Below are 22863 nucleotides of genomic sequence, written 5' to 3' on the forward strand. Positions count from 1 at the left end.
GAGGGTGACATGGCAAAGCTCACCAGCGCGGCACGCGCAGCCGTTCGTCAGCAGTTCCCGAACCTCGCGCGCGACGTGAAGTCGTTCCCTGTGCGGGACGGCGAGGAGCCGTGGACCCTCAAGGAGGTCGAGGAGCTCGCGGCCGAGCTGATCGAGGAGAAGGACCGCCTCGAGAGCGAGCTCGCCGCGGCCGACGAGGAGCTCTCGGAGCTGCTCCGCAACTCGGGCGACGGGGCCGGCGACGACCAGGCCGACTCGGGCTCGAGCGCGCTCGAGCGGGAGCAGGAGCTCACGCTCGTGAACAACGTGCGCGACCTGCTGCAGCAGACGTCCCACGCTCTCGACCGGATCGCGCAGGGGACCTACGCGACCTGCGAGGCGACCGGCCTGCCGATCGGCAAGGCGCGACTGCAGGCGTTCCCCCGGGCGAACCTGTCCGTCGAGGCGAAGCAGCGCGAAGAGCGTCGCTGACCCTGCGACGTGGCAGACTTGCCGGCGATGTCATCGACCGAGCAGTCCCCCCAGAGTCCAGAGCCCTCCGAGCAGCGATCCGGCCCCGACGACCCGGTCGCAGCACCCGCGCGGACGGCTGCGCCCGCGCCGTCGGGCAGGCCGGTGCTGGGTCTGTGGACCGTCGCGCTCGCCCTCTTCGTCATCGCGCTGGACCAGGTGACGAAGTACTGGGCCGAGAGCGCGCTCGTGCTCGGCGACGACCCCGTCCCGGTCATCGGTGAGCTCATCCAGTGGCGCCTGCTGTACAACCCGGGGGCCGCGCTCTCGATCGCGACCGGCCTGACCTGGGTCCTGACGGTCGTCGTGGTCGTCGTGGTGGTCGTCATCGTCCGGATGATCCGCCGGATCGGTTCGCGTGGTTGGGCGCTGGCGCTGGGACTGCTCCTGGGCGGCGCGGTGGGCAACCTCATCGACCGTCTCGTCCGGGAGCCCGGCTTCGCACGCGGGCACGTCGTGGACTTCATCGACTACGCCGGCTTCTTCGTCGGCAACGTCGCGGACATCGCGATCGTGGTCGCGGCGGTCATGATCGCCATCCTCTCGCTACGGGGGATCGGGCTCGACGGCCGTCGGCATGTCGACGATCCGCAGGGGGCCGAGGCTCCGACCGACCCGACCGAGGCGTCCCGATGAGCCAGCGGTCGCTCCCGGTGCCCGACGGTCTGGCGGGGGAGCGCGTCGACGCGGCGCTGTCCCGGCTGCTCGGGCTCTCCCGGACCAGGGCGGCGGAGCTCGCCGCCGCCGGTCACGTGCAGGTCGACGGTCGACCGGTCGGCAAGTCGGACCGGCTCCTGGCGGGAGCCTGGCTCGAGGTCGAGATCCCCGAGCCGCAGGCCGAGGCGCCCCCGGTCGTGGCCGAGCCCGTCCCGGGCATGCGGATCGTGCACGACGACGACGACCTGGTGGTCGTGGACAAGCCGGTCGGTGTCGCCGCGCACCCCTCGCCCGGCTGGACGGGGCCGACGGTCGTGGGTGCGCTCGCCGCCGCCGGCTACCGCATCTCGACGTCGGGCGCGGCCGAGCGCCAGGGGATCGTGCACCGGCTCGACGTCGGCACGTCCGGACTGATGGTCGTCGCGAAGTCCGAGCACGCGTACACCACGCTCAAGCGCGCGTTCAAGGAGCGCACGGTCGACAAGGTCTACCACGCGCTCGTGCAGGGTCATCCCGAGCCGACGACGGGCACCATCGACGCCCCGATCGGGCGGCACCCGAGCGCGGACTACAAGTTCGCCGTCACGGCGGCGGGCAAGCCGTCCGTCACGCACTACGAGGTCCTCGAGATGCTGCCCGCGGCCTCCCTCGTCGAGGTGCACCTCGAGACCGGACGGACGCACCAGATCCGGGTCCACTTCTCCGCGCTGCGCCACCCCTGCGTCGGCGACCTCACGTACGGCGCCGACCCGTCGCTCGCCGCCAAGGTCGCGCTGCAGCGCCAGTGGCTGCACGCGATGCGCCTGGGGTTCGAGCACCCGTCGACGGGGCGCCGGCTCGAGGTCACGAGCGAGTACCCCGAGGACCTCGCCCGCGCCCTCGGTGTGCTGCGCGACACGTACGCGTGAGCCCTCGGCTGCTCGTCTCGCGCGCCACCGACGCCGCGACGCTCGCCGAGGCGTTCGCCCTGCGGATCGCCGTCTTCGTCGACGAGCAGGGAGTCCCGCTCGACGAGGAGGTCGACGAGCTCGACCGGGCACCGACGACGGCCCACGTCGTCGTCCGGCGCGCTGAGCACGGCGAGGTCGTGGGCACCGGTCGCCTGCTCACCGACGCGGCGCACCCCGGCGAGGTTCATGTCGGACGGGTCGCGGTGGCGCCGTCCGCGCGCGGGCACGGTGTCGGAGCCCTCGTGATGCAGGCCCTCGAGGAGATCGCGCTCGCCGACCACGCGTCGTCGGGCACGACGGGTCGCGCCGAGGTCCGTGTGCTCCTCAGCGCTCAGACGCAGGCCAGCGGCTTCTACGAGCGCCTCGGCTACGAGCTCCACGGCCCTGTCTACCTGGACGCCGGGATCGACCACCGGGACGCCGTCAAGGTCCTCCGGCGCCCGCAGGACCTGGGCTGAGACAGGGCTGAGACAAGACCCACGGAGGACGCACCGGCGACACGCCGAGGAGTGTCCGAGGCTCGACCTAGACTCTTCGCATGCCGTCTGCCGTCGCCGAGTCCCGGAAGTCCGACGACTTCGTCCACCTGCACGTCCACACCGAGTACTCGATGCTCGACGGCGCGGCGCGGCTGGGCGACCTGTTCACCGAGACCGCGCGGCTCGGGCAGAAGGCGATCGGCACGACCGACCACGGGTACGTCTTCGGTGCGTTCGACTTCTGGTCCAAGGCGACGAACGCCGGGATCAAGCCGATCATCGGCGTCGAGGCGTACGTCACGCCCGGCACGAGCCGGTTCGACCAGACGCGGGTGCGGTACGGGGACAAGGGTCAGGAGTCCGACGACGTCTCGGCGCGCGGCGCGTACACGCACATGACCATGTGGGCCCGGGACAACGAGGGCCTGCACAATCTGTTCCGGGCGAGCTCGCTGGCGTCTCTCGACGGGCAGATGGGCAAGTGGCCGCGCATGGACCGCGACCTGCTGCAGACGTACGGCAAGGGCCTCATCGCGTCCTCGGGCTGCCCGTCCGGAGAGATCCAGACGCGGCTGCGCCTCGGTCAGTGGGACGAGGCCGTGCGGGCTGCCGGGGAGCTGCAGGACATCTTCGGCAAGGAGAACTTCTACATCGAGCTGATGGACCACGGGCTCGATATCGAGACCCGGGTCCTCAAGGACCTCCTGCGGCTGTCCGAGACCATCGGCGCACCGCTCGTGGCGACGAACGACCTGCACTACGTCAAGCAGGAGGACTCGACGTCGCAGGAGGCGCTCCTGTGCATCAACTCCGGGTCCACCCTCGCGGACCCCGACCGCTTCAAGTTCGACGGCGACGGCTACTACGTGAAGTCGGCCGCGGAGATGCGTCGGATGTGGTCCGAGCTCCCCGAGGCCTGCGACAACACGCTGCTCATCGCCGAGCAGTGCGACGTGTCGTTCAACACCTCGGCGAACTACATGCCGCGCTTCCCCGTCCCCGAGGGGGAGGACGAGACGAGCTGGTTCGTCAAGGAGATCGAGCGCGGACTGCACACCCGCTACCCCGGCGGCGTGCCGGACGCCTCGCGCCAGCAGGCGAAGTACGAGACCGACGTCATCATCCAGATGGGTTTTCCCGGCTACTTCCTCGTCGTTGCGGACTTCATCAACTGGGCCAAGGCGCAGGGGATCCGCGTCGGTCCGGGGCGTGGCTCCGCGGCCGGGTCCATGGCGTCCTACCTCATGGGCATCACCGAGCTGGACCCGCTGCAGCACGGCCTGATCTTCGAGCGGTTCCTCAACCCCGAGCGTGTCTCGATGCCCGACGTCGACGTCGACTTCGACGAGCGCCGGCGCGCCGAGGTCATCCGGTACGTCACCGACAAGTACGGCGACGACCGGGTCGCACAGATCGTCACGTACGGCACCATCAAGGCCAAGCAGGCTCTCAAGGACTCCTCCCGGCTGCTCGGGTTCCCGTTCGCGATGGGGGAGAAGCTCACCAAGGCGATGCCCCCTGCCGTCATGGGCAAGGACATCTCCCTGGGTGGCATCTTCGACAGCGCGGACTCGCGGTACGCCGAGGCCGAGGAGTTCCGCCAGCTCCACGCCGGCGACCCCGACGCGCAGCGGGTGGTCGAGCTCGCGAAGGGCATCGAAGGGCTGAAGCGCCAGTGGGGCGTGCACGCCGCGGGCGTCATCATGTCGAGCGAGCCGCTCATCGACATCATCCCCATCATGCGGCGCCTGCAGGACGGCGCCGTCATCACGCAGTTCGACTACCCGACCTGCGAGGGCCTCGGCCTGATCAAGATGGACTTCCTGGGGCTGCGCAACCTCACGATCCTCGACGACGCGCTCGAGAACATCGTGATGAACGGCAAGGACCCGATCGAGATCGAGACCCTCGAGCTCGACGACCCGAAGGCCTACGAGCTGCTCTCGCGCGGCGACACCCTCGGGGTGTTCCAGCTCGACGGCGGCCCGATGCGCTCGCTCCTGCGGCAGATGCGCCCGGACAACTTCGAGGACATCTCCGCCGTCATCGCCCTGTACCGGCCGGGTCCGATGGGCATGAACTCCCACACGAACTACGCGCTGCGCAAGAACGGCCAGCAGCCCATCACCCCGATCCACCCCGAGCTGGCGGAGCCGCTCGCGGAGGTCCTCGACGAGACCCACGGCCTCATCGTCTACCAGGAGCAGGTGCAGAAGGCTGCCCAGGTTCTCGCCGGGTACACCCTCGGGCAGGCCGACCTGCTGCGCCGCGCGATGGGCAAGAAGAAGAAGGAGATCCTCGACAAGGAGTTCATCCCCTTCCAGGCCGGCATGCGCGAGCGCGGGTACTCCGACGGCGCGATCCAGGCGGTGTGGGACACGCTCGTGCCGTTCGCGGGCTACGCGTTCAACAAGGCCCACTCCGCCGGGTACGGGCTCGTCGCGTACTGGACCGCCTACCTCAAGGCGAACTACCCGACCGAGTACATGGCCGCGGTCCTCACGAGCGTGCGCGACGACAAGGACAAGTCGGCGCTGTACCTCAACGAGTGCCGGCGGATGGGGATCACCGTCCTGCCGCCGGACGTCAACTCCTCGGCCGCGAACTTCACCGCGGTGGGTGTCGACATCCGCTTCGGCCTGACCGCGATCCGCAACGTGGGCGCGAACGTCGTGGACGCGATCGTCGCCACGCGCGAGGCGAAGGGGGAGTTCACGTCCTTCACGGACTTCCTCGACAAGGTGCCCGCCGTGGTCTGCAACAAGCGGACCATCGAGTCGCTCATCAAGGCAGGGGCGTTCGACTCGCTGGGTCACGCGCGGCGCGCGCTCCTGGTGGTGCACGAGCAGGCCGTCGAGTCCGTGATCAGCGTCAAGCGCGAGGAGGCCAAGGGCCAGTTCGACCTCTTCGCGGACCTCGGCGGGGAGGACCCGACGATGTCGTTCAGCGTCGACGTCCCCGACATCCCCGACTGGGACAAGAAGCAGCGCCTGGCCTTCGAACGGGAGATGCTCGGGCTGTACGTCTCGGACCACCCGCTGTCCGGGCTCGAGCACGTGCTCACCCGCGCCGCCGACACCGGCATCGCCGCCCTCATGACGGACGAGGGCCGCCAGGACGGGTCGACCGTCACGGTCGCGGGTCTCATCACGTCGTTGCAGCGCAAGATGAGCAAGAACGGCAACCCGTGGGCCGCGGTGACGATCGAGGACCTCGAGGGCGCCGTCGAGGTGATGTTCTTCGGCGAGACCTACCTGGCGTACTCCACGATCCTCGCGGAGGACCAGGTCGTCGTGCTGCGCGGACGCGTGCGCCGGCGGGACGAGACCATGCAGCTGCAGGCGATGGAGGTCTCGCTGCCCGACGTCTCGACGGTCGCCGAGAGCCCGGTCCTGGTGAGCCTGCCGGAGTCGCGCTGCACCCCGCCCGTCGTCGAGCGGCTGCGGGAGATCCTCACGACCCACCCGGGCGTCACGGAGGTGCACCTGCGGCTCGCGAGCCCCGGCCGGACGAAGGTCATGCGACTGGAGGACCGCCTGCGCGTCGAGAAGTCACCCGCGCTCTACGGCGACCTCAAGGCGCTGCTCGGCCCGTCCTGCCTCTCCGTCTGACGGTTCGCCGTCAGGCCCGGAGGTCACACGGCGGACTCGCATAGACTCGACCCTCGTGATCCACCTGAACCCCGAGCAGCGCGTCTTCGTCACGGAGCGACACCTCGCGACCCTCACGACACTGCGGGCCGACGGCTCGCCGCACGTGGTCCCCGTCGCGTTCACGTGGGACTCCGAGGCGGGTGTCGCCCGTATCACCGCCAACCGCGCCTCGGTCAAGGCGCGCAACGCCGGCCGCACGGGTGACCAGGACGGGCACCGGCCGCGGGCCGCGCTCTGCCAGGTCGACGGCGGTCGCTGGCTGACGTTGGAGGGCACCGTCGAGGTCGTCGAGGATCCTGCGGAGATCGCCGAGGCCGTCGAGCGCTACGCCCGTCGGTACCGCCAGCTCCAGCCCAACCCGGAGCGGATCGTGCTGCGCCTGACGCCGGACAAGGTGATGTCCTCGACGTACATGGCGTCCTGAGCTCAGCCGACGACGGCTTCGGCGCTGCCCTGGGGGTGCGCGACGGCCACGACGTCCCCGCGGTGCAGCTGGCGGCCGCGGCGTGTCTCCACCTCACCGTTGACGCTGACCTCGCCCTCGGAGAGGAGGACCCGGGCGTGGGCGCCGGACTCCACGAGCCCGGCGAGCTTGAGGAACTGGCCGAGGCGGATGACGTCGTCGGTGATCTTCACCGTGGTCGGGGTGCTCATCCCGCCATTGTCTCCTGCGCATCGTCTCCTGCGGACGGGGCGCCCGGGCCACGCGGGCCGGAACTAGACTGGTCGCGTGATCAACCGCATCGACCTGAGGGGTCGCGACCTGTCCGCCCGTGAGCTCGTCCACGTCCTGCCGCGCGCCGAGCTCGGCGTCGAGGACGCGACGCATCTCGTGGCGCCGATCATCGACGCGGTCCGGACCCGCGGTGCGGACGCGCTGCGCGAGTACGCCGAGCGGTTCGACGGGGTACGTCCCGAGCACCTGCGCGTTCCCGCGCAGGCGCTGGCCGATGCGCTGAACGACCTGGCGCCCGACGTGCGCGCAGCCCTCGAGGAGTCGATCCGGCGGGTGCGCACGGTGCACAGCGCGCAGCGCCCGCAGGACTTCACGGTCCGGCTCGCGGACGGCGCCGAGGTGCGTCAGCGCTGGGTGCCCGTACGGAGGGTCGGTCTCTACGCCCCGGGCGGGCTCGCGGTGTACCCGTCCTCGGTCATCATGAATGTCGTCGCCGCGCAGGAGGCCGGTGTCCCCGGGCTCGCAGTCGCGTCCCCGCCGCAGAAGGACAACGGCGGACTGCCGCACGCGACGATCCTCGCGGCGTGCGAGCTCCTCGGCGTCGACGAGGTCTATGCCGTCGGTGGTGCCCAGGCCGTGGCGATGTTCGCCTACGGTGCGGCCGGCACCCAGCCCCAGGACGGCGAGACGCTCTGCGATCCCGTGAACGTCGTCACGGGTCCGGGCAACGTGTTCGTGGCGGCGGCCAAGCGCCTGGTGCGCGGCGTCGTCGGGATCGACGCCGAGGCCGGGCCGACGGAGATCGCGATCCTCGCCGACGGGGGCGCGGACCCGGGTCACGTGGCGAGCGACCTCATCAGCCAGGCCGAGCACGACCCGCTCGCGGCGGCCGTCCTCGTGACGCCGTCCGTCGAGCTCGCCGGCGCGGTCGAGGCCCGTCTGGTCGACCTCACCTCCGCGACGAAGCACTCGCAGCGGGTGGCGCTGTCGCTCGCCGGGCCGCAGTCCGCCGTCGTCCTCGTGGACGACGTCGAGCACGGGCTGGAGGTGGTCGACGCCTACGGGGCCGAGCACCTCGAGATCCAGACCGCCGACGCCGCGGCGCTCGCGGAGCGGGTGACCAGCGCCGGGGCGATCTTCGTCGGTGCCTACTCGCCGGTCTCCCTCGGGGACTACATGGCGGGCTCGAACCACGTGCTGCCGACCGGGGGGTGCGCGCACTTCGCGAGCGGTCTCGGTGTGCACAGCTTCGTCAAGGCCGTGCAGGTCATCGAGTACGACCGTGAGGCCCTCGCCGAGGTCGCGGACCGGATCGTCGCCGTCGCGAACGACGAGGACCTCCCCGCGCACGGTGAGGCGGTGCGCGCCCGGTTCCTGTGACCGGTGCTCGGCGACCTGTGCCGGTGCCCGTGCTCAGCGGACCGCGAGGACGAAGGGGTAGACGGCCGAGGCGCCGGCACGGCGCAGGAGCCGGGCGGCCACGGTGAGCGTCCAGCCCGAGTCGGTCGAGTCGTCGACCAGCAGCACCGCGCGTCCGGCGAGCCCGGCGAGCGCCGCCTCGCCGAGCTCGAGGCGCAGCCGTTGCGTGACACCTGCGAGCCGCATCGCAGAGTTCACGTCGTGCCGCCCGGGCTCCTCCCGGCCCGGCTCCGGACCGATCGAGCCGATGAGCGGCCGCCCGAGGTAGGCGGCCAACCCGCCGGCGAGGTGGTGCGTGAGCTGGGGCCGGGTCACCGAGCGCACGGCGACGACACCGTCGATCACCAGCTCGCCCACTGTGCCCACTGCGCCGTCGGTGCCGGACGGTGTGCCGGACCCCGTGCCGTCCTCGGTGTCGGCACCCGCGGGCACCGGTGTGCGGATCGCGGGCCACTCGTCGAGCACGCGTGCGGCGGCGCGGCGCAGCGGGACGGGCGTCTCGCCGTCGGGCGCGCCGGGCGCGAAGAGCTCGCGCAGCGGGGCGGACCAGCCGAGGCCGTCGAGGCGTGCGACGGCACGGCCCGTCTCGGCGAGCTCGTCGGCCGGGATCCGGCCGCGCAGGTCGAGGCCGAGGCGGTCCAGCCCGCTCGGCCACTGTCGCCGCGCGGTGACGTCCACGCCGGGTCGGTCCATGTCGGCGCGCGCCGCGGTGACGGCCTCCGGGTCGGGTGCGGCCGGCAGGTCGACCCCGCCGCACCGGTCGCAGCGGCCGCAGCGCCAGCCGTCGGTGAGCTCGGGGTCATCGAGCACCGCGCGCAGGAACTCCATCCGGCAGCCCTCGGTGCGCTCGTAGTCGAGCATCGCCTGCTGCTCCGCCCCGCGGGTCTCCTCGACGCGCGCGTAACGGTCGGCGTCGTACGACCAGGGCTGCCCCGTGGACACCCAGCCGCCCTTGACGCGACGCACGGCCCCGTCGACGTCGAGCACCTTGAGCATCATCTCGAGGCGTGAGCGCTTGAGGTCGACCTGGGTCTCGAGCACGGCCACGGACTGGGTGCCGCCGCCGTCGAGGGCCGCGAGCGTCTCGCGGACCTGACGCTCCGCCGGGAAGGCGAGCGAACCGAAGTAGTCCCAGATCCTGCGGTCCTCCTCCCCGGGGAGCAGGACGACGACCGCGTCGTCGACACCACGCCCGGCTCGACCGACCTGCTGGTAGTACGCGATCGGCGACGATGGTGCGCCGAGGTGCACGACGAACGCCAGGTCGGGCTTGTCGAAGCCCATCCCGAGGGCGGACGTCGCGACGAGCGCCTTGACCCGGTTGTCCTTGAGGTCCGCCTCGAGCTGCTCGCGCTCCGCCGTGTCCGTCTGCCCGGTGTAGGCCGCCACGGCGAGGCCGGTGGCGCGCAGCTGGCTCGCGACCTGCTCCGCCGCCGAGACCGTCAGGCAGTAGACGATGCCCGACCCGTCGACGTCCTGGAGCGTCTCGGCGAGCCACGCGACCCGGGACGGCTGGTCCGGGAGGTTCAGCACGGCCAGGTGCAACGACTCGCGGTCGAGCCCGCCCCGCAGCACCAGGACGTCCTCGTGGGTGAGGTCGGCGCCGGACCCGGCGCCCGAGACCCCGAGCTGCTCCGCGACGTCCGCGGTCACGCGCGCGTTCGCCGTGGCCGTCGTCGCGAGGACGGGGATGCCGGGCGGCAGGTCGGCGAGCAGGGTGCGGATGCGCCGGTAGTCGGGGCGGAAGTCGTGCCCCCAGTCGCTGATGCAGTGGGCCTCGTCGATGACGACGAGGCCGGCGTCCGCGGCGAGCCGGGGGAGGACCTCGTCGCGGAAGCCCGGGTTGTTGAGCCGCTCGGGAGAGCACAGGAGCACGTCGACGTCGCCCGCGGCGATCGCGGCGTGCACGTCGTCCCACTCGGTGACGTTCGACGAGTTGATCGTCACGGCACGGATGCCGGCGCGCGCCGCGGCGCCGATCTGGTCACGCATGAGGGCGAGCAGGGGAGAGACGATCACGGTGGGCCCGGCGCCACGGGCCCGCAGGAGCGAGGTCGCCACGAAGTAGACCGCGGACTTCCCCCAGCCGGTGCGCTGGACCACCAGCGCCCGACGGCGGAACGCCACGAGGGCCTCGATGGCGCGCCACTGGTCGTCGCGCAACCGGGCGTCGTCGCGACCGACCAGCGAGCGGAGCGCGACCTCCGCCTCCTCGCGCAGGTCCTCGCCCTGGGCGCCGTCGAGCAGCCCGCGGAGCATCTCGACCTTGGCGCGCCGTGCTGCGTCGTCGGGCACGGGCACCGCCGGCCCAGCGGCCGGTCCGCCCGCTGCCGGCCCCCGAGCAGTCCGTGCACCCTGACCGGTGGCGGACGCACCGCCCGGCTCGTCATCAGGGTTGCCGAACCCGTCCTCAGGAGGGGGCTCCTCGCTCGGGTCGAAGGGGATGTCGCCGTACGGGTCGAAGGAGGACGTCACCTGGCGATCGTAGGCGCCGCCGCCCACGACGCGCAGCCGCCGTCCCCAGGCCGAGGTCCCCGTGGTCAGGCGGCGACGGGACGGCGCAGGACCCGCTCGCGCGCGAGCGCGGCGAGCCCGGCGATCACCGCGACCCACTCGCTGACCGCGGCGAGCACCTGCTGGGTGCCGCCGACGGTCTCGTTGACGCCGAAGAAGCCGACCGTGGTCGACAGGTAGAAGGCGGCGAGCGTCAGCGCCCCGAAACCGACCGCGCCCAGCAGGGGGAGCCAGCTGCCCCACGTGAGGACCAGCAGGCCGAGCGCGAAGCCCGCGACGGCGTTGAGGAGGAAGAGCGGTCCGACGACCTCGATGTCGCGGTAGCCCTCGAGGTAGAGCACGAGGTGGATGTCCGCGGACAGGAGCAGGCCGGCCGCGGTGATGCCGCGCAGGACCCAGGCGCGCCGTGACCGGGCGGGCGGCTCGGGGGGCCCGGGGACGGCGTCGGGCTGTGCGACGGGCGTCGTCATCGAGGCCTCCGTGGTGCTCCGGCCGGGGCGCGCGGTCCGCGCCCCGATGCTTCAATTGAAGCGTCGGTGCGCCGTGCGCGCACCACGAGGACCGCGAGGGCGCGACGGGCGTCCCGACGCCCGCCCGACGAAGGAGCCGCGCATGGCCCAGAGCACACCGCCCGACGTCGGTCACGTCTGCACCGCCGGCAGGACGTGCGCCGCCCGGTCGGGTCCGAGCCGGCGTGCCGTGCTGGCCGGCGGCGGGGCGGGCGCCGTGGTCTGGCTGCTCGCCGCGTGCGGGAGCGAGGGCTCCACGGACCAGCAGGAGCCGGCTCCCGGCGCGGACGGCACAACGGACGGGTCCGAGCCCACGGGCAGCGGCCTCGTGGACGCGGGGCAGACGCTCGCGGCGACGGCCGACGTCCCGGTCGGCGGTGCGCTCGCGGTCACGGTCGGTGGCGTCGAGCTGCTCGTCACGCAGCCCGTCGCGGACGAGTTCGCGGCGTTCAGCGCGATCTGCACGCACGAGGGGTGCAGCGTGGCGCCCGACGCCGACGACGGGCTGCGCTGCCCGTGCCACGCCTCGAGGTTCGACCTCGCGACGGGGGAGGTGCTGGGAGGACCCGCTCCCACCCCGCTGCCGCAGGTCGACGTCGTGGTCGAGGACGGGAACGTCGTCTCCGCCTGAGACCGGCGCGCGACCGCCGACCGCCGGCGCGGCGACCGGCAGCCGGACGGCGCGGGACGCTGCTCGCAGAGTTCGTAGACTGTCCGGGTGACCACTCCCATCGTGCGGCTACCGGTGCGCCCCGAGCACGCCGGCATCGAGCCCTACGGCGCACCGCAGCTCGACGTGCCCGTGCTGCTCAACGTCAACGAGAACCCCTATCCTCCCGGCGAGGACGTCGTCGCCACGATCGCCGCCGACGTCGCGAGCGCGGCACGGAGCCTCAACCGGTACCCGGACCGGGACTTCTCCGCGCTGCGCGCCGACCTGGTCGAGTACCTCGCGGGCGAGTCAGGGGTGCGGCTGTCGCCCGAGCGTCTGTGGGCCGCGAACGGCTCCAACGAGGTCATGCTGCAGATCCTCCAGGCGTTCGGCGGACCGGGGCGCACGGCGCTGTCCTTCGCCCCCACCTACTCCATGTACCCCGAGTACGCGCGGGACACCTCCACGCGCTGGGTCGTGGGCCGGCGCGCCGAGGACTTCTCGCTCGACCTCGAGCACGTGCGGCGGACGATCGCCGCCGAGCGTCCCGCCGTCATCCTCCTCGCGAGCCCCAACAATCCCACGGGCACGGCGCTGCCGACCGCGGTGGTCGAGGCCGTGTGCGAGGCCGCTCTCGAGGTGCACGCGGCGGGCACGGACGGCGCACCGGCGGTCGTCGTCGTCGACGAGGCGTACGGGGAGTTCCGGCGTGCGGGCACGCCCTCGGCGCTCGAGCTGCTCGACCGCTACCCCCACCTCGCGGTGAGCCGCACCATGTCGAAGGCGTTCGCGCTCGCCGGTGCCCGGGTCGGCTACCTCGCGGCGTCGGCCGAGCTCGTCGACGCGCTGCGCGTCGTGCGCCTGCCCTACCACCTGTCGGCGGTCACCCAGGCGGTCGCCCGGGCGGCGCTCGCGCACGCGCCCGCGCTGCTCGCGCAGGTCGAGGCGCTGCGCGTCGAGCGCGACGCGACGGTGGGGTGGCTGCGCTCGCAGCGCTCGGCCGCCGCGGGCGGCGCCGCCCTGCAGGTCGCGGACTCCGACGCGAACTTCGTGCTCTTCGGGTCGTTCGACGACCGGCACGCGGTCTGGCAGGGTCTGCTGGATCATGGTGTGCTCATCCGGGAGACTGGACCCGACGGCTGGCTGCGGGTGTCGATCGGCACCCCTGAGGAGATGAGGGCGTTCAAGGACGCCCTCGTGGAGGTGGCAGGACTGTGAAGCGCACCGCGCGCATCGAGCGCGCGACGTCGGAGTCGAGCGTGCTCGTCGAGCTCGACCTCGACGGGACCGGGAGGACGGACGTCTCGACGACCGTCCCGTTCTACGACCACATGCTCACCGCGCTCGGGAAGCACTCGCTCATCGACCTCACGGTCAAGGCGACCGGTGACACCCACATCGACGCGCACCACACGGTGGAGGACGTCGCGATCACGCTCGGCGAGGCGCTTCGGGTGGCGCTCGGCGACAAGACCGGGATCTCCCGGTTCGGCGACGCCCTCGTGCCGTTGGACGAGGCGCTCGCGCAGGCCGTCGTGGACGTGTCCGGCCGGCCCTACCTCGTCCACTCCGGCGAGCCGGAGGGGCAGGAGTACCACCTCATCGGCGGGCACTTCACGGGTTCCCTGACGCGCCACGTCCTGGAGTCGATCGCCCACCACGCGGCGATCTGCATCCACGTGCGGGTGCTGTCGGGTCGCGACCCGCACCACATCGTCGAGGCGCAGTTCAAGGCGCTCGCCCGTGCGTTGCGTGCCGCCGTCGCGCCCGACGCCCGCGTCGAGGGCGTCCCGTCCACCAAGGGCGCGCTGTGAACGGCCGGGACCCGGACAGGGACCAGCCGGACCTGGGCGACCTGGGCTTCGAGATCCCGGACGACCTGTCGTCGCTGGACCCCGCCTCGACCGTGCCGGACCTCGCGGTCCTCATCACGCAGATCGCGGGCGCCGAGCCGCTCGCCGCAGCCTGCGCGCTCGCGCAGATCGACGCCGACGTCGTCGCCACCGACGTCGGTGCGCTCGCGGTGTGCCGAGACCTGTCCGACGGCGCCCCGCAGCGCGCGGCCGCCGCGATCTCCGGCCTCGTCAAGGGCGTGCCGCTGGTGCTCGTCGTGCGTCGGGCCGAGCAGCTCTCCGCGACGCGCTGGGAGAACGGGGCGCAGGCCGACGAGCTCGCCCCCGGCCTCGTGCTGGGCGGGGCGCCGGAGGTGCTCGAGGACCTGCTCACGGGTCAGACGTCGGTGGCGGACCTGACGGGTGTCGTGCCCAGCAAGGGGATCAGCCGCCTCAAGGCCATGCGGCTGCTCACCGCCGCCGCCCGCAAGGCGCGCAAGCGGTGAGCGCCGCCCAGGGCACCCCGTCCGTCGTCGTGCTCGACTACGGGTTCGGCAACGTGCGCTCCGCCGTGCGTGCGCTCGAGCGGGTCGGGGCGAGCGTCGAGCTCACGGCGGACCGTTCCCGTGCGCAGGACGCCGACGGTCTCGTGGTGCCCGGCGTCGGCGCGTTCGCGGCCGTGATGCAGGGGCTGCGCGCGGTCCGGGGCCACGAGATCGTCGGGCGCCGGCTGGCCGGCGGACGCCCGGTCCTCGGGATCTGCGTCGGCATGCAGGTGATGTTCGAGGAAGGCGACGAGCACGGGACGCTGACGGAGGGCCTCGGTGAGTGGCCCGGCCTCGTGGACCGGCTCGACGCCCCGATCGTCCCGCACATGGGCTGGGCCACGGTCGAGGCCCCGAGCGACAGCACGCTGTTCGCCGGGATCGCCGACGAGCGGTTCTACTTCGTCCACTCCTACGCGGCACGCACCTTCACGCTCGGTGAGGACCTGCCCGCGGACTCCCCGATCCGACGTCCGCTGGTGACCTGGGCGGAGCACGGCGGGCGGTTCGTCGCCGCCGTGGAGAACGGCCCCCTGGTTGCGACCCAGTTCCACCCGGAGAAGTCCGGGGACGCGGGCGCGGCCCTCCTGGAGAACTGGATCCGCTCGTTGTAGGACCCGCGCAGCACCCCGTACGCCGGCCGGCTCGTCCGGCCCCCACCTCTCGTCCCCACGCTGGACCCCTCGGAAGGACCACCTCATGACCGATCGTCTCGTCCTGCTGCCCGCCGTCGACGTCGCGGACGGGCAGGCCGTGCGCCTCGTCCAGGGGGAGGCCGGGTCCGAGACCTCCTACGGCGACCCGCTGTCCGCCGCGCTGGACTGGCAGGCCGGCGGCGCGGAGTGGATCCACCTCGTGGACCTCGACGCCGCGTTCGGCCGCGGGTCGAACGCCCAGCTGCTCGCCGACGTCGTCGCCCGCCTCGATGTGAAGGTCGAGCTCTCGGGCGGTATCCGCGACGACGCCTCGCTCGAGCGGGCGCTCGCGACCGGTGCGTCCCGGGTGAACCTCGGCACGGCCGCGCTCGAGAACCCCGAGTGGACGGCGAAGGTGATCGACTCGCACGGGGACGCGATCGCCGTCGGGCTGGACGTGCGCGGGACCACCCTGGCCGCTCGCGGCTGGACCCAGGAGGGCGGGGACCTGTGGGAGGTGCTCGAGCGCCTCGACGCCGCGGGCTGCGCGCGCTACGTCGTCACCGACGTCACCAAGGACGGCACGCTGCGCGGGCCCAACATCGAGCTGCTGCGCGACGTGTGCGCGCGTACGGACGCTCCCGTCGTCGCGTCGGGAGGCATCTCCAGCCTGGCCGACCTCGAGGCGCTGCGTGCGCTCGTCGCCGAGGGCGTCGAGGGCACGATCGTCGGCAAGGCGCTCTACGCGGGCGCCTTCACCCTGCCCCAGGCGCTCGACGTCGCAGGCCGGCCGTGAGCGTCGGCGACGAGCCGCAGCAGGACCCCGGCACGGCGGCGTCCACGTCCGGCAAGGCCCTGCCGCCGTCGTCGGGCTTCTCGGGCGACGACGGGTCCGCCGACCCTGAGCTGGCGCGCCTGCTCGCGGAGCACGTCGCGACGGGCGCCGGCCTGGGTGCGGCCGTCGCGCGCCTCGCCGAGACGCGGGTCCTCGTCCCGATCCTGGCCGAGCTCGGTCGCTCGGAGACCGGCGCCCACGGGCACGAGGTCGACAAGGAGGCCTCGGCCGGGGTCGTCGCGATCGAGGCACCCGACGGCCGTCGCGCGCTGCCCGTGTTCACGAGCGTGCAGGCGATGGCCGCGTGGCGTGCCGATGCGCGCCCCGTGCCCGTGGACGCCCGCCGCGCGGCGCTGTCCGCGGTGAGCGAGGACTGGTCTCTGCTCGTCGTCGACCCGGCGGGCCCCGCGACGGCACTGGTCCCGCGTCCCGCCGTGTGGGCCCTCGCCCAGGGCAAGGACTGGCTCCCGGCCGTCCTCGGCGGCCAGGTGTCCGACGACGTGGCGCGTGCGGTCTCCGAGGCGGTCGCGGGTGTGCCGCACGTCGCGCAGGTGCACGCCGAGACCGGCCGCCGGGCGGAGGTCGCGGTGGTGCTGCGCATCGACTCCGGACTCGACCGCACGGGCCTGGACGGCGTGCTCGCCCAGGTCAACGCCGCGCTCGCGGGCTCCGAGATCGTCTCCGAGCGGGTCGACTCGCTCGAGCTGCGGGTCGGCCGCGCCGACTGACCGTCCGGGCCGACCGACCGTCCGGCGCGCGCTACGCGCAGGGCTCCGCGGGGGTGAAGGACCCCTCGTCGGCCAGCATCGACTGCACCGTGCTGACGGGCACGAGCAGGCTCTTGTCCGTCGACGTCTTGGCGTACACCACGCCGATGACCTCACCGGCGTCGTTGAGCGCCGCCGAGCCGGAGCTGCCGGGCTCGACCTCCGCGTCGGTGATGAGCACCTCCCCGAGGTTCGCGTTGAGCGGGTCGGTCGTGGTGCCGATCACCTCGCCCTGCGTCACCGTCAGACGTCCACCCTCCGGATACCCCACGACGGTCACCTGGTCCCCACGTTCCGGGTCCTGGGTCGCGAGGGTCGGGTAGGCGGGAAGCTCGTCGGTCGTGCGGACGATCGCGAGGTCGGCGAGGTCGGCCGTGCTCGCCGTCGCGGCCGGGATGTCACGCCCGTCGTACGTGAGCAGCTGCAGCGACTCCGAGGAGTCCACGACGTGCTTGTTGGTGATGAGCGTCGTGGCGTCGATCGCGAAGCCCGAGCCCGTCGAGAGCCCTTCGCAGCCGATGTTGCGGATCCGCACGGCCATCCGGCTCACCGCGTCGAAGCCGTCGGGGGAGAGGATCTCCGACCCCTCGACCTCCTCGGGCGGCGGGAACGACGGGACGACCGTGTCGGGAAGCGGCTCGGGCAGGTCCGGCAGGACGCCGCACCCGGCCGCGCCCACCGCCACGATCCCGACGAGGGCGGCGGCGACCCGTCGGCGCGGGCGAGCGCTCACTGGTCGAGCTCTTCCTGCAGCTGGGAGTTCGCGTCCTCCGCGGCGGTGCACAGGTCGTCGACCTGGTCCGCGAAGCGCTCGATGTCGTCCGGGTCGTACGCCTCGCGGTTGTTGAGGTACCCGATGAGCTCCGACTGCGCGGACGTGCACTGGTTGAGCGCGGCCGCCACCCGGCCGGCCGCGTCCGAGACGCGCGCCTGGTAGTCGAGGTACTGCTGCGACGCGACGTTCTCGTCGCCGAGCTGGGCCTTCTCGTTCGCGAGGTCGGAGATCCGGTCCTGCGCGGTGGAGAGCTGTCCGCGCGCGGACTCGAGCTCGGCGTTCACCCCGTCCAGGTCGGCCTGCAGGCGCGCGACGTCCTCACCGAGAGCACGGGACTGGGCCTCCCAGTCGGCACTGGACTCCTGCCACCGGGTCGTCGTCACGTACAGGTAGGCGCCGACGCCCGACGCGGCCAGGAGCGCGAGCACCAGGAGCACGATCGCCACGGCCGCGCCCCGCCGCCGCCGCGCAGGAGGCGCGGGGGGCGGCGGGGCCGGCGCCGGCTGACCGCCGGTGGCGGGGGCGAAGCTCGGCGCGGGCGTCCCGCCGGCGTACGCGCCGTGCGGGTGGCCGCCGGGCGTCGGACCCGGGCCGGGTGGCCAGCCCTGGGACGACGGTCGGTACGGCGGCTCGGACGGTGGCTGGGACGGCGGTCGGTGGGACGGCGGTGGCGGGCCGGGCGGGGTGGTCAACTCACCGCTCCGGTGAACTTCTCGCCGGGGCCGTCGCCCGGGGCGTCGGGGATGACCGAGGCCTCTCGGAAGGCGAGCTGGAGGGAGCGCAACCCGTCCCGCAGCGACCGGGCGTGCTGGTTGCCGATGTCCGGTGCGCTCGCGGTCACCAGCGCGGCCAGGGCGGTGATGAGCTTGCGCGCCTCGTCGAGGTCGAGGTGGCCCTGCTCGGCGGCGTCCTCCGCGAGCCCGCACTTCACGGCGGCCGCACTCATGAGGTGCACCGCGGCGGAGGTGATGACCTCCACGGCCGCGACGTCGGCGATGTCCCGCACCGCGTCGGAGGAAGCGTGCGGTGCCGGGGACTCGGGTGCCGTGCCGGCGTTCTCGGTAGTCATGGGTCCATCCTTCCAGAGCGTGGCGCCGGGGTGCGCCCCGCCCGGACGCACGCCTGGCCGGACCCGCGGGGTGCAGGTCCGGCCAGGGGTACGGAGCGACGAGGGGGCGCGTCGGGCGCGCCCCCGAGGAGCTAGACCGAGACCGGCTCCGAGGCGGTCCCGGGCTCACCGGTCTCCAGCGGAGCGTCGCCGGCGAGGTTCGCCCGCAGCGCGGCACCGAGGTCGGCGTCGACGTTCGTCCAGTAGCCGATCGCGCGCTCACGGATCTCGTCGCTCGTCACGCCACCGACGTGCCCGGTGATCGTCTCGAGGAAGCGCGCACGGGCCGCGTCGTCGAAGACCTCGCGGTACAGCGTGCCGGCCTGCCCGAAGTCGTCGTCCTCGGGGTGCAGCGTCGCGGCGGAGCGGGTGAGCTCGCCGTCGGCCTCCCACCCGGTGGACTCCGCCGCACGCGCGGGGTCGGCGTGCGCGCCACCGACCGAGTTCGGGGCGTACACGGGGGTCGTGGCCGAGGAGAAGGAGTAGCGCATGGCGCCGTCCTTCGCGTAGGAGTGGCCGTGGGGGTCCGCGTGCTTCGGGGCGTTGACGGGCAGCTCGGCGTGGTTCGTGCCCACGCGGTACCGGTGCGCGTCGGCGTAGGAGAAGATGCGCGCGAGCAGCATCTTGTCAGGGCTGGCCGCGATGCCGGGCACGAAGTTGCTCGGCGCGAACGTCGCCTGCTCGATCTCGGCGAAGTAGTTCTCCGGGTTGCGGTTGAGCTCCATGACGCCGACCTCGATGAGGGGGTAGTCGCCGTGCGGCCACACCTTGGTGAGGTCGAAGGGGTTGAACCGGTAGGTCTTCGCGTCCTCGTACGGCATGACCTGGACCGAGACCGTCCAGCGGGGGAACTCGCCGGCCTCGATGTGCTCGTACAGGTCGCGGATGTGGTGGTCGGCGTCCGACCCCGCGAGCTGGGCGGCCTCGTCGCCCGTGAGGTTCTTGATGCCCTGCTGGGTCGTGAAGTGGTACTTGACCCAGAAGCGCTCGCCCGCGGCGTTGATCCACTGGTACGTGTGCGAGCCGAACCCGTCCATGTGGCGCCACGAGGTCGGCAGGCCACGGTCGCCCATGAGCCACGTCACCTGGTGCGCGGACTCCGGCGAGAGCGACCAGAAGTCCCACTGCATGTCGTTGTCGCGCAGGTTCGAGCCGGGCAGGCGCTTCTGCGAGCGGATGAAGTCGGGGAACTTGATGCCGTCGCGCAGGAAGAACACGGGCGTGTTGTTGCCGACGAGGTCGTAGTTGCCCTCGGACGTGTAGAACTTCAGCGCGAACCCGCGCGGGTCGCGCCAGGTGTCGGGGGAGCCGTGCTCACCGGCGACCGAGGAGAAGCGGGCAAGCATCTCGGTCTCGGCACCGGGCTGGAACAGCGCTGCGCGGGTGTACCGGCTGACGTCGCCGGTCACGCGCAAGGTCCCGAACGCACCGCCGCCCTTGGCATGCACGACACGCTCCGGGACCCGCTCGCGGTTGAACTGTGCGAGCTTCTCGACCAGGTAGTGGTCGTGCAGCACGATGGGGCCGTCGGGGCCGACGGACTGCGAGTGCGCGTCGGACGCGACGGGGGCGCCGGCGTTGTTCGTGGTGAACGGTGTCGTCATGGTGTGACTCCTTCGATCGTTCTTCGGGGCATGTGGGGGGAACGTGATGAATCGGGCGGTGGTGCGACGGAGCGGGGCGCGCAGGGGCGTGTCGCGTACCGGGGGTGTCAGGTGGTGCAGGCGGGGCACAGGCCCCAGAAGGTGACTTCGGCGGTGTCGATCGCGAACCCGTTGCTCGAGCTCGGGGCCAGGCAGGGGGTGTGCCCGACCGCGCAGTCCACGTCGGCGACGGCGCCGCAGGCGCGGCACACGACGTGGTGGTGGTTGTCGTCCAGACGCCGCTCGTACCGGGCAGGGTGGCCGGCCGGCTCGATCCGGCGGAGGAGCCCCTTGTCCGTGAGAGCCTTGAGGACGTCGTAGACGGCCTGGACCGAGACCGAGCCGAGGGCGGACCGGACCGTCTGCAGCACGGTGTCGGCGTCCGCGTGCTGATGATGCGTCACGGCGTCGAGCACCGCGAGCCGGGCGGCCGTGACCCGCAGGCCGTGGGTACGCAGCTCGCTCGCGTGCTGCGAAGCCGTCGCCGGGGGCTCGGTCACCTGTTCCGTGGTCACATCGAAACCCTAGCCCACTTCTCTGGAACAATTCCAATGAACGAGACGGTCTACTTTGCGGTGCAGGGTGCAGGGTGCAGGCAGGTGTCGTGCTAGTCTTGGCCGTTGACCGACCTGTGGGTCTGTTCCTTGAGCGCGTCATCGCTCAAGGAGCACCTCGCAGGTGCGCAAAGTGGATTCCATCCCACCCGAGCTTCGACCGTCGACGTACGTCACGACAGAGGCCGGGTCCCGGTCCGGAGCGTCTCGCCTCGTGCGACGACGCTGCGGCGTCGACCGTCCCGGTACTCCGGGACGGCTGGCGAACCGATGGCCTCCACCCTGTGCTCAGGAGTGGGGGCCTTTCCCGTTCCAGGCGGTCTACCGACGACTTCCTAGGAGCATCACATCAGCGAGCCTCGCATCAACGATCGGATCCGCGTCCCTGAGGTCCGGCTCGTCGGACCCGGTGGGGAGCAGGTCGGCGTCGTCCGCATTGAGGTCGCCCTGAGCCTTGCCCAGGACGCAGACCTCGACCTGGTCGAGGTCGCCCCCGACGCGCGCCCGCCCGTCGCCAAGCTCATGGACTTCGGCAAGTTCAAGTACGAGTCCGACATGAAGGCGCGCGAGGCGCGGCGCAACCAGGCGAACACGGTTCTCAAGGAGATCCGTTTCCGCCTGAAGATCGACCCGCACGACTACGGGACCAAGAAGGGCCACGTCGAGCGCTTCCTCAAGGCCGGCGACAAGGTCAAGGTCATGATCATGTTCCGCGGTCGTGAGCAGTCGCGCCCCGAGATGGGTGTTCGTCTGCTGCAGCGGCTGGCCGACGACGTCGCCGAGCTCGGTTTCGTCGAGTCCATGCCCAAGCAGGACGGGCGCAACATGACGATGGTGCTCGGCCCGGTGAAGAAGAAGGCCGAGGCCAAGATCGAGCAGCGTCGCCGCGCCGAGGCCGTCGAGCCTCGTGTGACGAAGTCGGCGGCCAAGGCCGCGGCGGCGTCCGCCGACGCGGAGCCTTCTGCGGAGGAGCCCTCGGTCGAGGAGTCCTCGGTCGACCAGGCGACGGTGCCGGAGTCCACGACGCCGGAGCCCACCAGCACGCCTGAGCCTGCTGCCGAGCCGGCGAGCGCACCCGAGCCTGTCGCACCGGCGCCCGAGCCCGAGGCGCCGCGCGCCGAGGTCGCTGCGCCGGTGGCGTCGAAGCCTGCGGCGTCGAAGCCGGTCGACTCGAAGCCTGCGGCCTCCAAGCCCGCAGCCTCGAAGCCGGCGACGGCCTCGAAGCCTGCGGCGTCGAAGCCCGCAGCCTCGAAGCCTGCGGTGGCGCCTGCTCCGGCGGCGTCGACCCCGGCGGCCGCACCGAAGCCCGCGACCCCGCGGCCGCCTGCACCGAAGCCCGGTGCTCCGCGGCCCGCACCTCGCGGACCCAAGACCAGCTGACCAGCACGAGCACGAGCCAGGCCCACCGGCCACGGCCCGAACACGTCGGTCATCGCACGATGATCGACCGGACACAAGGAGACACGGCAGCCATGCCGAAGAACAAGACGCACTCCGGCGCCAAGAAGCGGTTCCGTATCACCGGCAGCGGGAAGGTCATGCGCGAGCAGGCCAACAAGCGCCACCTGCTCGAGCACAAGTCGAGCCGACGGACCCGCCGCCTCTCGGTGGACCAGGTCGTCGACCCCGCAGACGTCAAGAAGATCAAGAAGCTGCTCGGCAAGTGATCCCCGCGGTGCGCGCCATGAGCGACGTACCAGCAGGACACTTCCGGACCCGAACTGCAAGGAGCATCACGTGGCACGCGTGAAGCGGGCGGTCAACGCCCACAAGAAGCGCCGTACGACCCTCGAGCGCGCCGCAGGCTATCGCGGCCAGCGCTCGCGCCTCTACCGTAAGGCGAAGGAGCAGGTCACCCACTCCCTCGTCTACTCCTACCGTGACCGTAAGGCGCGCAAGGGAGACTTCCGCAGGCTGTGGATCCAGCGCATCAACGCGGCCTCCCGTGCGCAGGGCCTCACGTACAACCGCCTCATCCAGGGCCTCAAGGCCGCTGGCGTCGAGGTCGACCGTCGTGTGCTCGCCGATCTGGCTGTCAACGACGTGACCACGTTCAACGCGCTGGTCAAGGTCGCGAAGGACGCTCTGCCCGCAGACGTCAACGCGCCGAAGGTCGCAGCCTGACCGAGCATCGCGTCTCCCCGGACGCC

General features: G+C 72.3%; 25 protein-coding genes. 17 read left to right on the top strand and 8 right to left on the bottom strand.

Going from position 1 to position 22863, the window contains the following annotated elements; genetic code table 11:
- Window positions 1-9 precede the first annotated feature (9 nt).
- The 6 genes from OHL10_RS16600 to OHL10_RS16625 all read left to right on the top strand — a co-directional run bounded on the left by OHL10_RS16600 (window position 10) and on the right by OHL10_RS16625 (window position 6673).
- Window positions 10-471: a TraR/DksA family transcriptional regulator gene (locus tag OHL10_RS16600; protein WP_265523344.1), complete on the top strand. Its 462-nt coding sequence runs from the start codon at window positions 10-12 to the stop codon at window positions 469-471.
- 27 nt (window positions 472-498) lie between these two features.
- Window positions 499-1146: a signal peptidase II gene (gene lspA / locus OHL10_RS16605; protein ID WP_265523345.1), complete on the top strand. Its 648-nt coding sequence runs from the start codon at window positions 499-501 to the stop codon at window positions 1144-1146.
- Complete coding sequence (locus tag OHL10_RS16610) at window positions 1143-2075, top strand: RluA family pseudouridine synthase (RefSeq protein WP_265523346.1); 933 nt, start codon at window positions 1143-1145, stop codon at window positions 2073-2075. Before lspA ends, OHL10_RS16610 begins: the two co-directional genes overlap by 4 nt.
- Entirely contained in the window at window positions 2072-2575 is a 504-nt protein-coding gene (locus tag OHL10_RS16615) for a GNAT family N-acetyltransferase (RefSeq protein WP_265523347.1), read from the top strand. Before OHL10_RS16610 ends, OHL10_RS16615 begins: the two co-directional genes overlap by 4 nt.
- A gap of 80 nt (window positions 2576-2655) precedes the next feature.
- Entirely contained in the window at window positions 2656-6207 is a 3552-nt protein-coding gene (gene dnaE, locus OHL10_RS16620) for a DNA polymerase III subunit alpha (RefSeq protein WP_265523348.1), read from the top strand.
- Window positions 6208-6262: 55 nt separating this feature from the next.
- Window positions 6263-6673 (top strand): pyridoxamine 5'-phosphate oxidase family protein, encoded by a 411-nt coding sequence (locus OHL10_RS16625; protein WP_265523349.1) that lies wholly within the window; start codon window positions 6263-6265, stop codon window positions 6671-6673.
- Between the two features lie 2 nt (window positions 6674-6675).
- Here the strand turns inward: OHL10_RS16625 and OHL10_RS16630 are convergent, their stop codons facing one another.
- The gene (locus tag OHL10_RS16630; protein WP_265523350.1) at window positions 6676-6903 is read right to left on the bottom strand and encodes an RNA-binding S4 domain-containing protein; all 228 of its coding nucleotides are present in this window, start codon (window positions 6901-6903) and stop codon (window positions 6676-6678) included.
- Window positions 6904-6979: 76 nt separating this feature from the next.
- On the opposite strand from OHL10_RS16630, the gene hisD reads away from it, so the two are divergent.
- A complete protein-coding gene (gene hisD, locus OHL10_RS16635) occupies window positions 6980-8305 on the top strand; it encodes a histidinol dehydrogenase (RefSeq protein WP_265523351.1) in 1326 nt (441 codons plus the stop codon).
- Between the two features lie 33 nt (window positions 8306-8338).
- Here the strand turns inward: hisD and OHL10_RS16640 are convergent, their stop codons facing one another.
- On the bottom strand, window positions 8339-10603 hold the full coding sequence (locus OHL10_RS16640) for a RecQ family ATP-dependent DNA helicase (protein WP_265523396.1): 2265 nt from the start codon (window positions 10601-10603) through the stop codon (window positions 8339-8341).
- 281 nt (window positions 10604-10884) lie between these two features.
- Window positions 10885-11328 carry a hypothetical protein gene (locus OHL10_RS16645; protein ID WP_265523352.1) on the bottom strand — a complete coding sequence of 148 codons (444 nt, stop codon included), beginning with the start codon at window positions 11326-11328 and terminating at the stop codon, window positions 10885-10887.
- 142 nt (window positions 11329-11470) lie between these two features.
- On the opposite strand from OHL10_RS16645, the gene OHL10_RS16650 reads away from it, so the two are divergent.
- From OHL10_RS16650 to OHL10_RS16680, 7 genes are all read left to right on the top strand, one after another.
- Window positions 11471-11998, top strand: coding sequence for a Rieske (2Fe-2S) protein (locus OHL10_RS16650; RefSeq protein ID WP_265523353.1), 528 nt, complete (start codon window positions 11471-11473; stop codon window positions 11996-11998).
- An 87-nt stretch (window positions 11999-12085) separates the two neighbouring features.
- On the top strand, window positions 12086-13237 hold the full coding sequence (locus OHL10_RS16655; RefSeq protein ID WP_265523354.1) for a histidinol-phosphate transaminase: 1152 nt from the start codon (window positions 12086-12088) through the stop codon (window positions 13235-13237).
- The gene (gene hisB / locus OHL10_RS16660; protein ID WP_265523355.1) at window positions 13234-13833 is read left to right on the top strand and encodes an imidazoleglycerol-phosphate dehydratase HisB; all 600 of its coding nucleotides are present in this window, start codon (window positions 13234-13236) and stop codon (window positions 13831-13833) included. Before OHL10_RS16655 ends, hisB begins: the two co-directional genes overlap by 4 nt.
- Complete coding sequence (locus OHL10_RS16665) at window positions 13830-14357, top strand: hypothetical protein (protein ID WP_265523356.1); 528 nt, start codon at window positions 13830-13832, stop codon at window positions 14355-14357. The genes hisB and OHL10_RS16665 overlap by 4 nt, the downstream gene beginning before the upstream one ends.
- Window positions 14354-15010 carry an imidazole glycerol phosphate synthase subunit HisH gene (gene hisH, locus OHL10_RS16670; RefSeq protein ID WP_265523357.1) on the top strand — a complete coding sequence of 219 codons (657 nt, stop codon included), beginning with the start codon at window positions 14354-14356 and terminating at the stop codon, window positions 15008-15010. Before OHL10_RS16665 ends, hisH begins: the two co-directional genes overlap by 4 nt.
- A gap of 85 nt (window positions 15011-15095) precedes the next feature.
- The gene (gene priA, locus OHL10_RS16675) at window positions 15096-15827 is read left to right on the top strand and encodes a bifunctional 1-(5-phosphoribosyl)-5-((5-phosphoribosylamino)methylideneamino)imidazole-4-carboxamide isomerase/phosphoribosylanthranilate isomerase PriA (RefSeq protein WP_265523358.1); all 732 of its coding nucleotides are present in this window, start codon (window positions 15096-15098) and stop codon (window positions 15825-15827) included.
- Complete coding sequence (locus OHL10_RS16680) at window positions 15824-16594, top strand: SseB family protein (RefSeq protein ID WP_265523359.1); 771 nt, start codon at window positions 15824-15826, stop codon at window positions 16592-16594. Before priA ends, OHL10_RS16680 begins: the two co-directional genes overlap by 4 nt.
- A gap of 31 nt (window positions 16595-16625) precedes the next feature.
- Here the strand turns inward: OHL10_RS16680 and OHL10_RS16685 are convergent, their stop codons facing one another.
- From OHL10_RS16685 to OHL10_RS16705, 5 genes are all read right to left on the bottom strand, one after another.
- The gene (locus OHL10_RS16685; RefSeq protein WP_265523360.1) at window positions 16626-17366 is read right to left on the bottom strand and encodes a S1 family peptidase; all 741 of its coding nucleotides are present in this window, start codon (window positions 17364-17366) and stop codon (window positions 16626-16628) included.
- Entirely contained in the window at window positions 17363-17854 is a 492-nt protein-coding gene (locus OHL10_RS16690; RefSeq protein ID WP_265523361.1) for a hypothetical protein, read from the bottom strand. The genes OHL10_RS16685 and OHL10_RS16690 overlap by 4 nt, the downstream gene beginning before the upstream one ends.
- Before the next feature lie 242 nt (window positions 17855-18096).
- Entirely contained in the window at window positions 18097-18477 is a 381-nt protein-coding gene (locus OHL10_RS16695) for a DUF1844 domain-containing protein (protein ID WP_265523362.1), read from the bottom strand.
- Between the two features lie 131 nt (window positions 18478-18608).
- Window positions 18609-20120 carry a catalase gene (locus tag OHL10_RS16700; RefSeq protein ID WP_265523363.1) on the bottom strand — a complete coding sequence of 504 codons (1512 nt, stop codon included), beginning with the start codon at window positions 20118-20120 and terminating at the stop codon, window positions 18609-18611.
- Between the two features lie 107 nt (window positions 20121-20227).
- Window positions 20228-20674, bottom strand: coding sequence for a Fur family transcriptional regulator (locus OHL10_RS16705; protein WP_322645579.1), 447 nt, complete (start codon window positions 20672-20674; stop codon window positions 20228-20230).
- 414 nt (window positions 20675-21088) lie between these two features.
- Between OHL10_RS16705 and infC the strand changes: the two genes are divergently transcribed.
- The 3 genes from infC to rplT all read left to right on the top strand — a co-directional run bounded on the left by infC (window position 21089) and on the right by rplT (window position 22837).
- The gene (gene infC / locus OHL10_RS16710) at window positions 21089-22093 is read left to right on the top strand and encodes a translation initiation factor IF-3 (RefSeq protein WP_265523398.1); all 1005 of its coding nucleotides are present in this window, start codon (window positions 21089-21091) and stop codon (window positions 22091-22093) included.
- A gap of 92 nt (window positions 22094-22185) precedes the next feature.
- The gene (gene rpmI / locus OHL10_RS16715) at window positions 22186-22380 is read left to right on the top strand and encodes a 50S ribosomal protein L35 (protein ID WP_265523364.1); all 195 of its coding nucleotides are present in this window, start codon (window positions 22186-22188) and stop codon (window positions 22378-22380) included.
- A gap of 70 nt (window positions 22381-22450) precedes the next feature.
- Entirely contained in the window at window positions 22451-22837 is a 387-nt protein-coding gene (rplT, locus tag OHL10_RS16720) for a 50S ribosomal protein L20 (RefSeq protein ID WP_265523365.1), read from the top strand.
- Window positions 22838-22863 lie beyond the last annotated feature (26 nt).

The organism is Oerskovia flava (genome assembly GCF_026163685.1).
GTDB lineage: Bacteria > Actinomycetota > Actinomycetes > Actinomycetales > Cellulomonadaceae > Oerskovia_A > Oerskovia_A flava.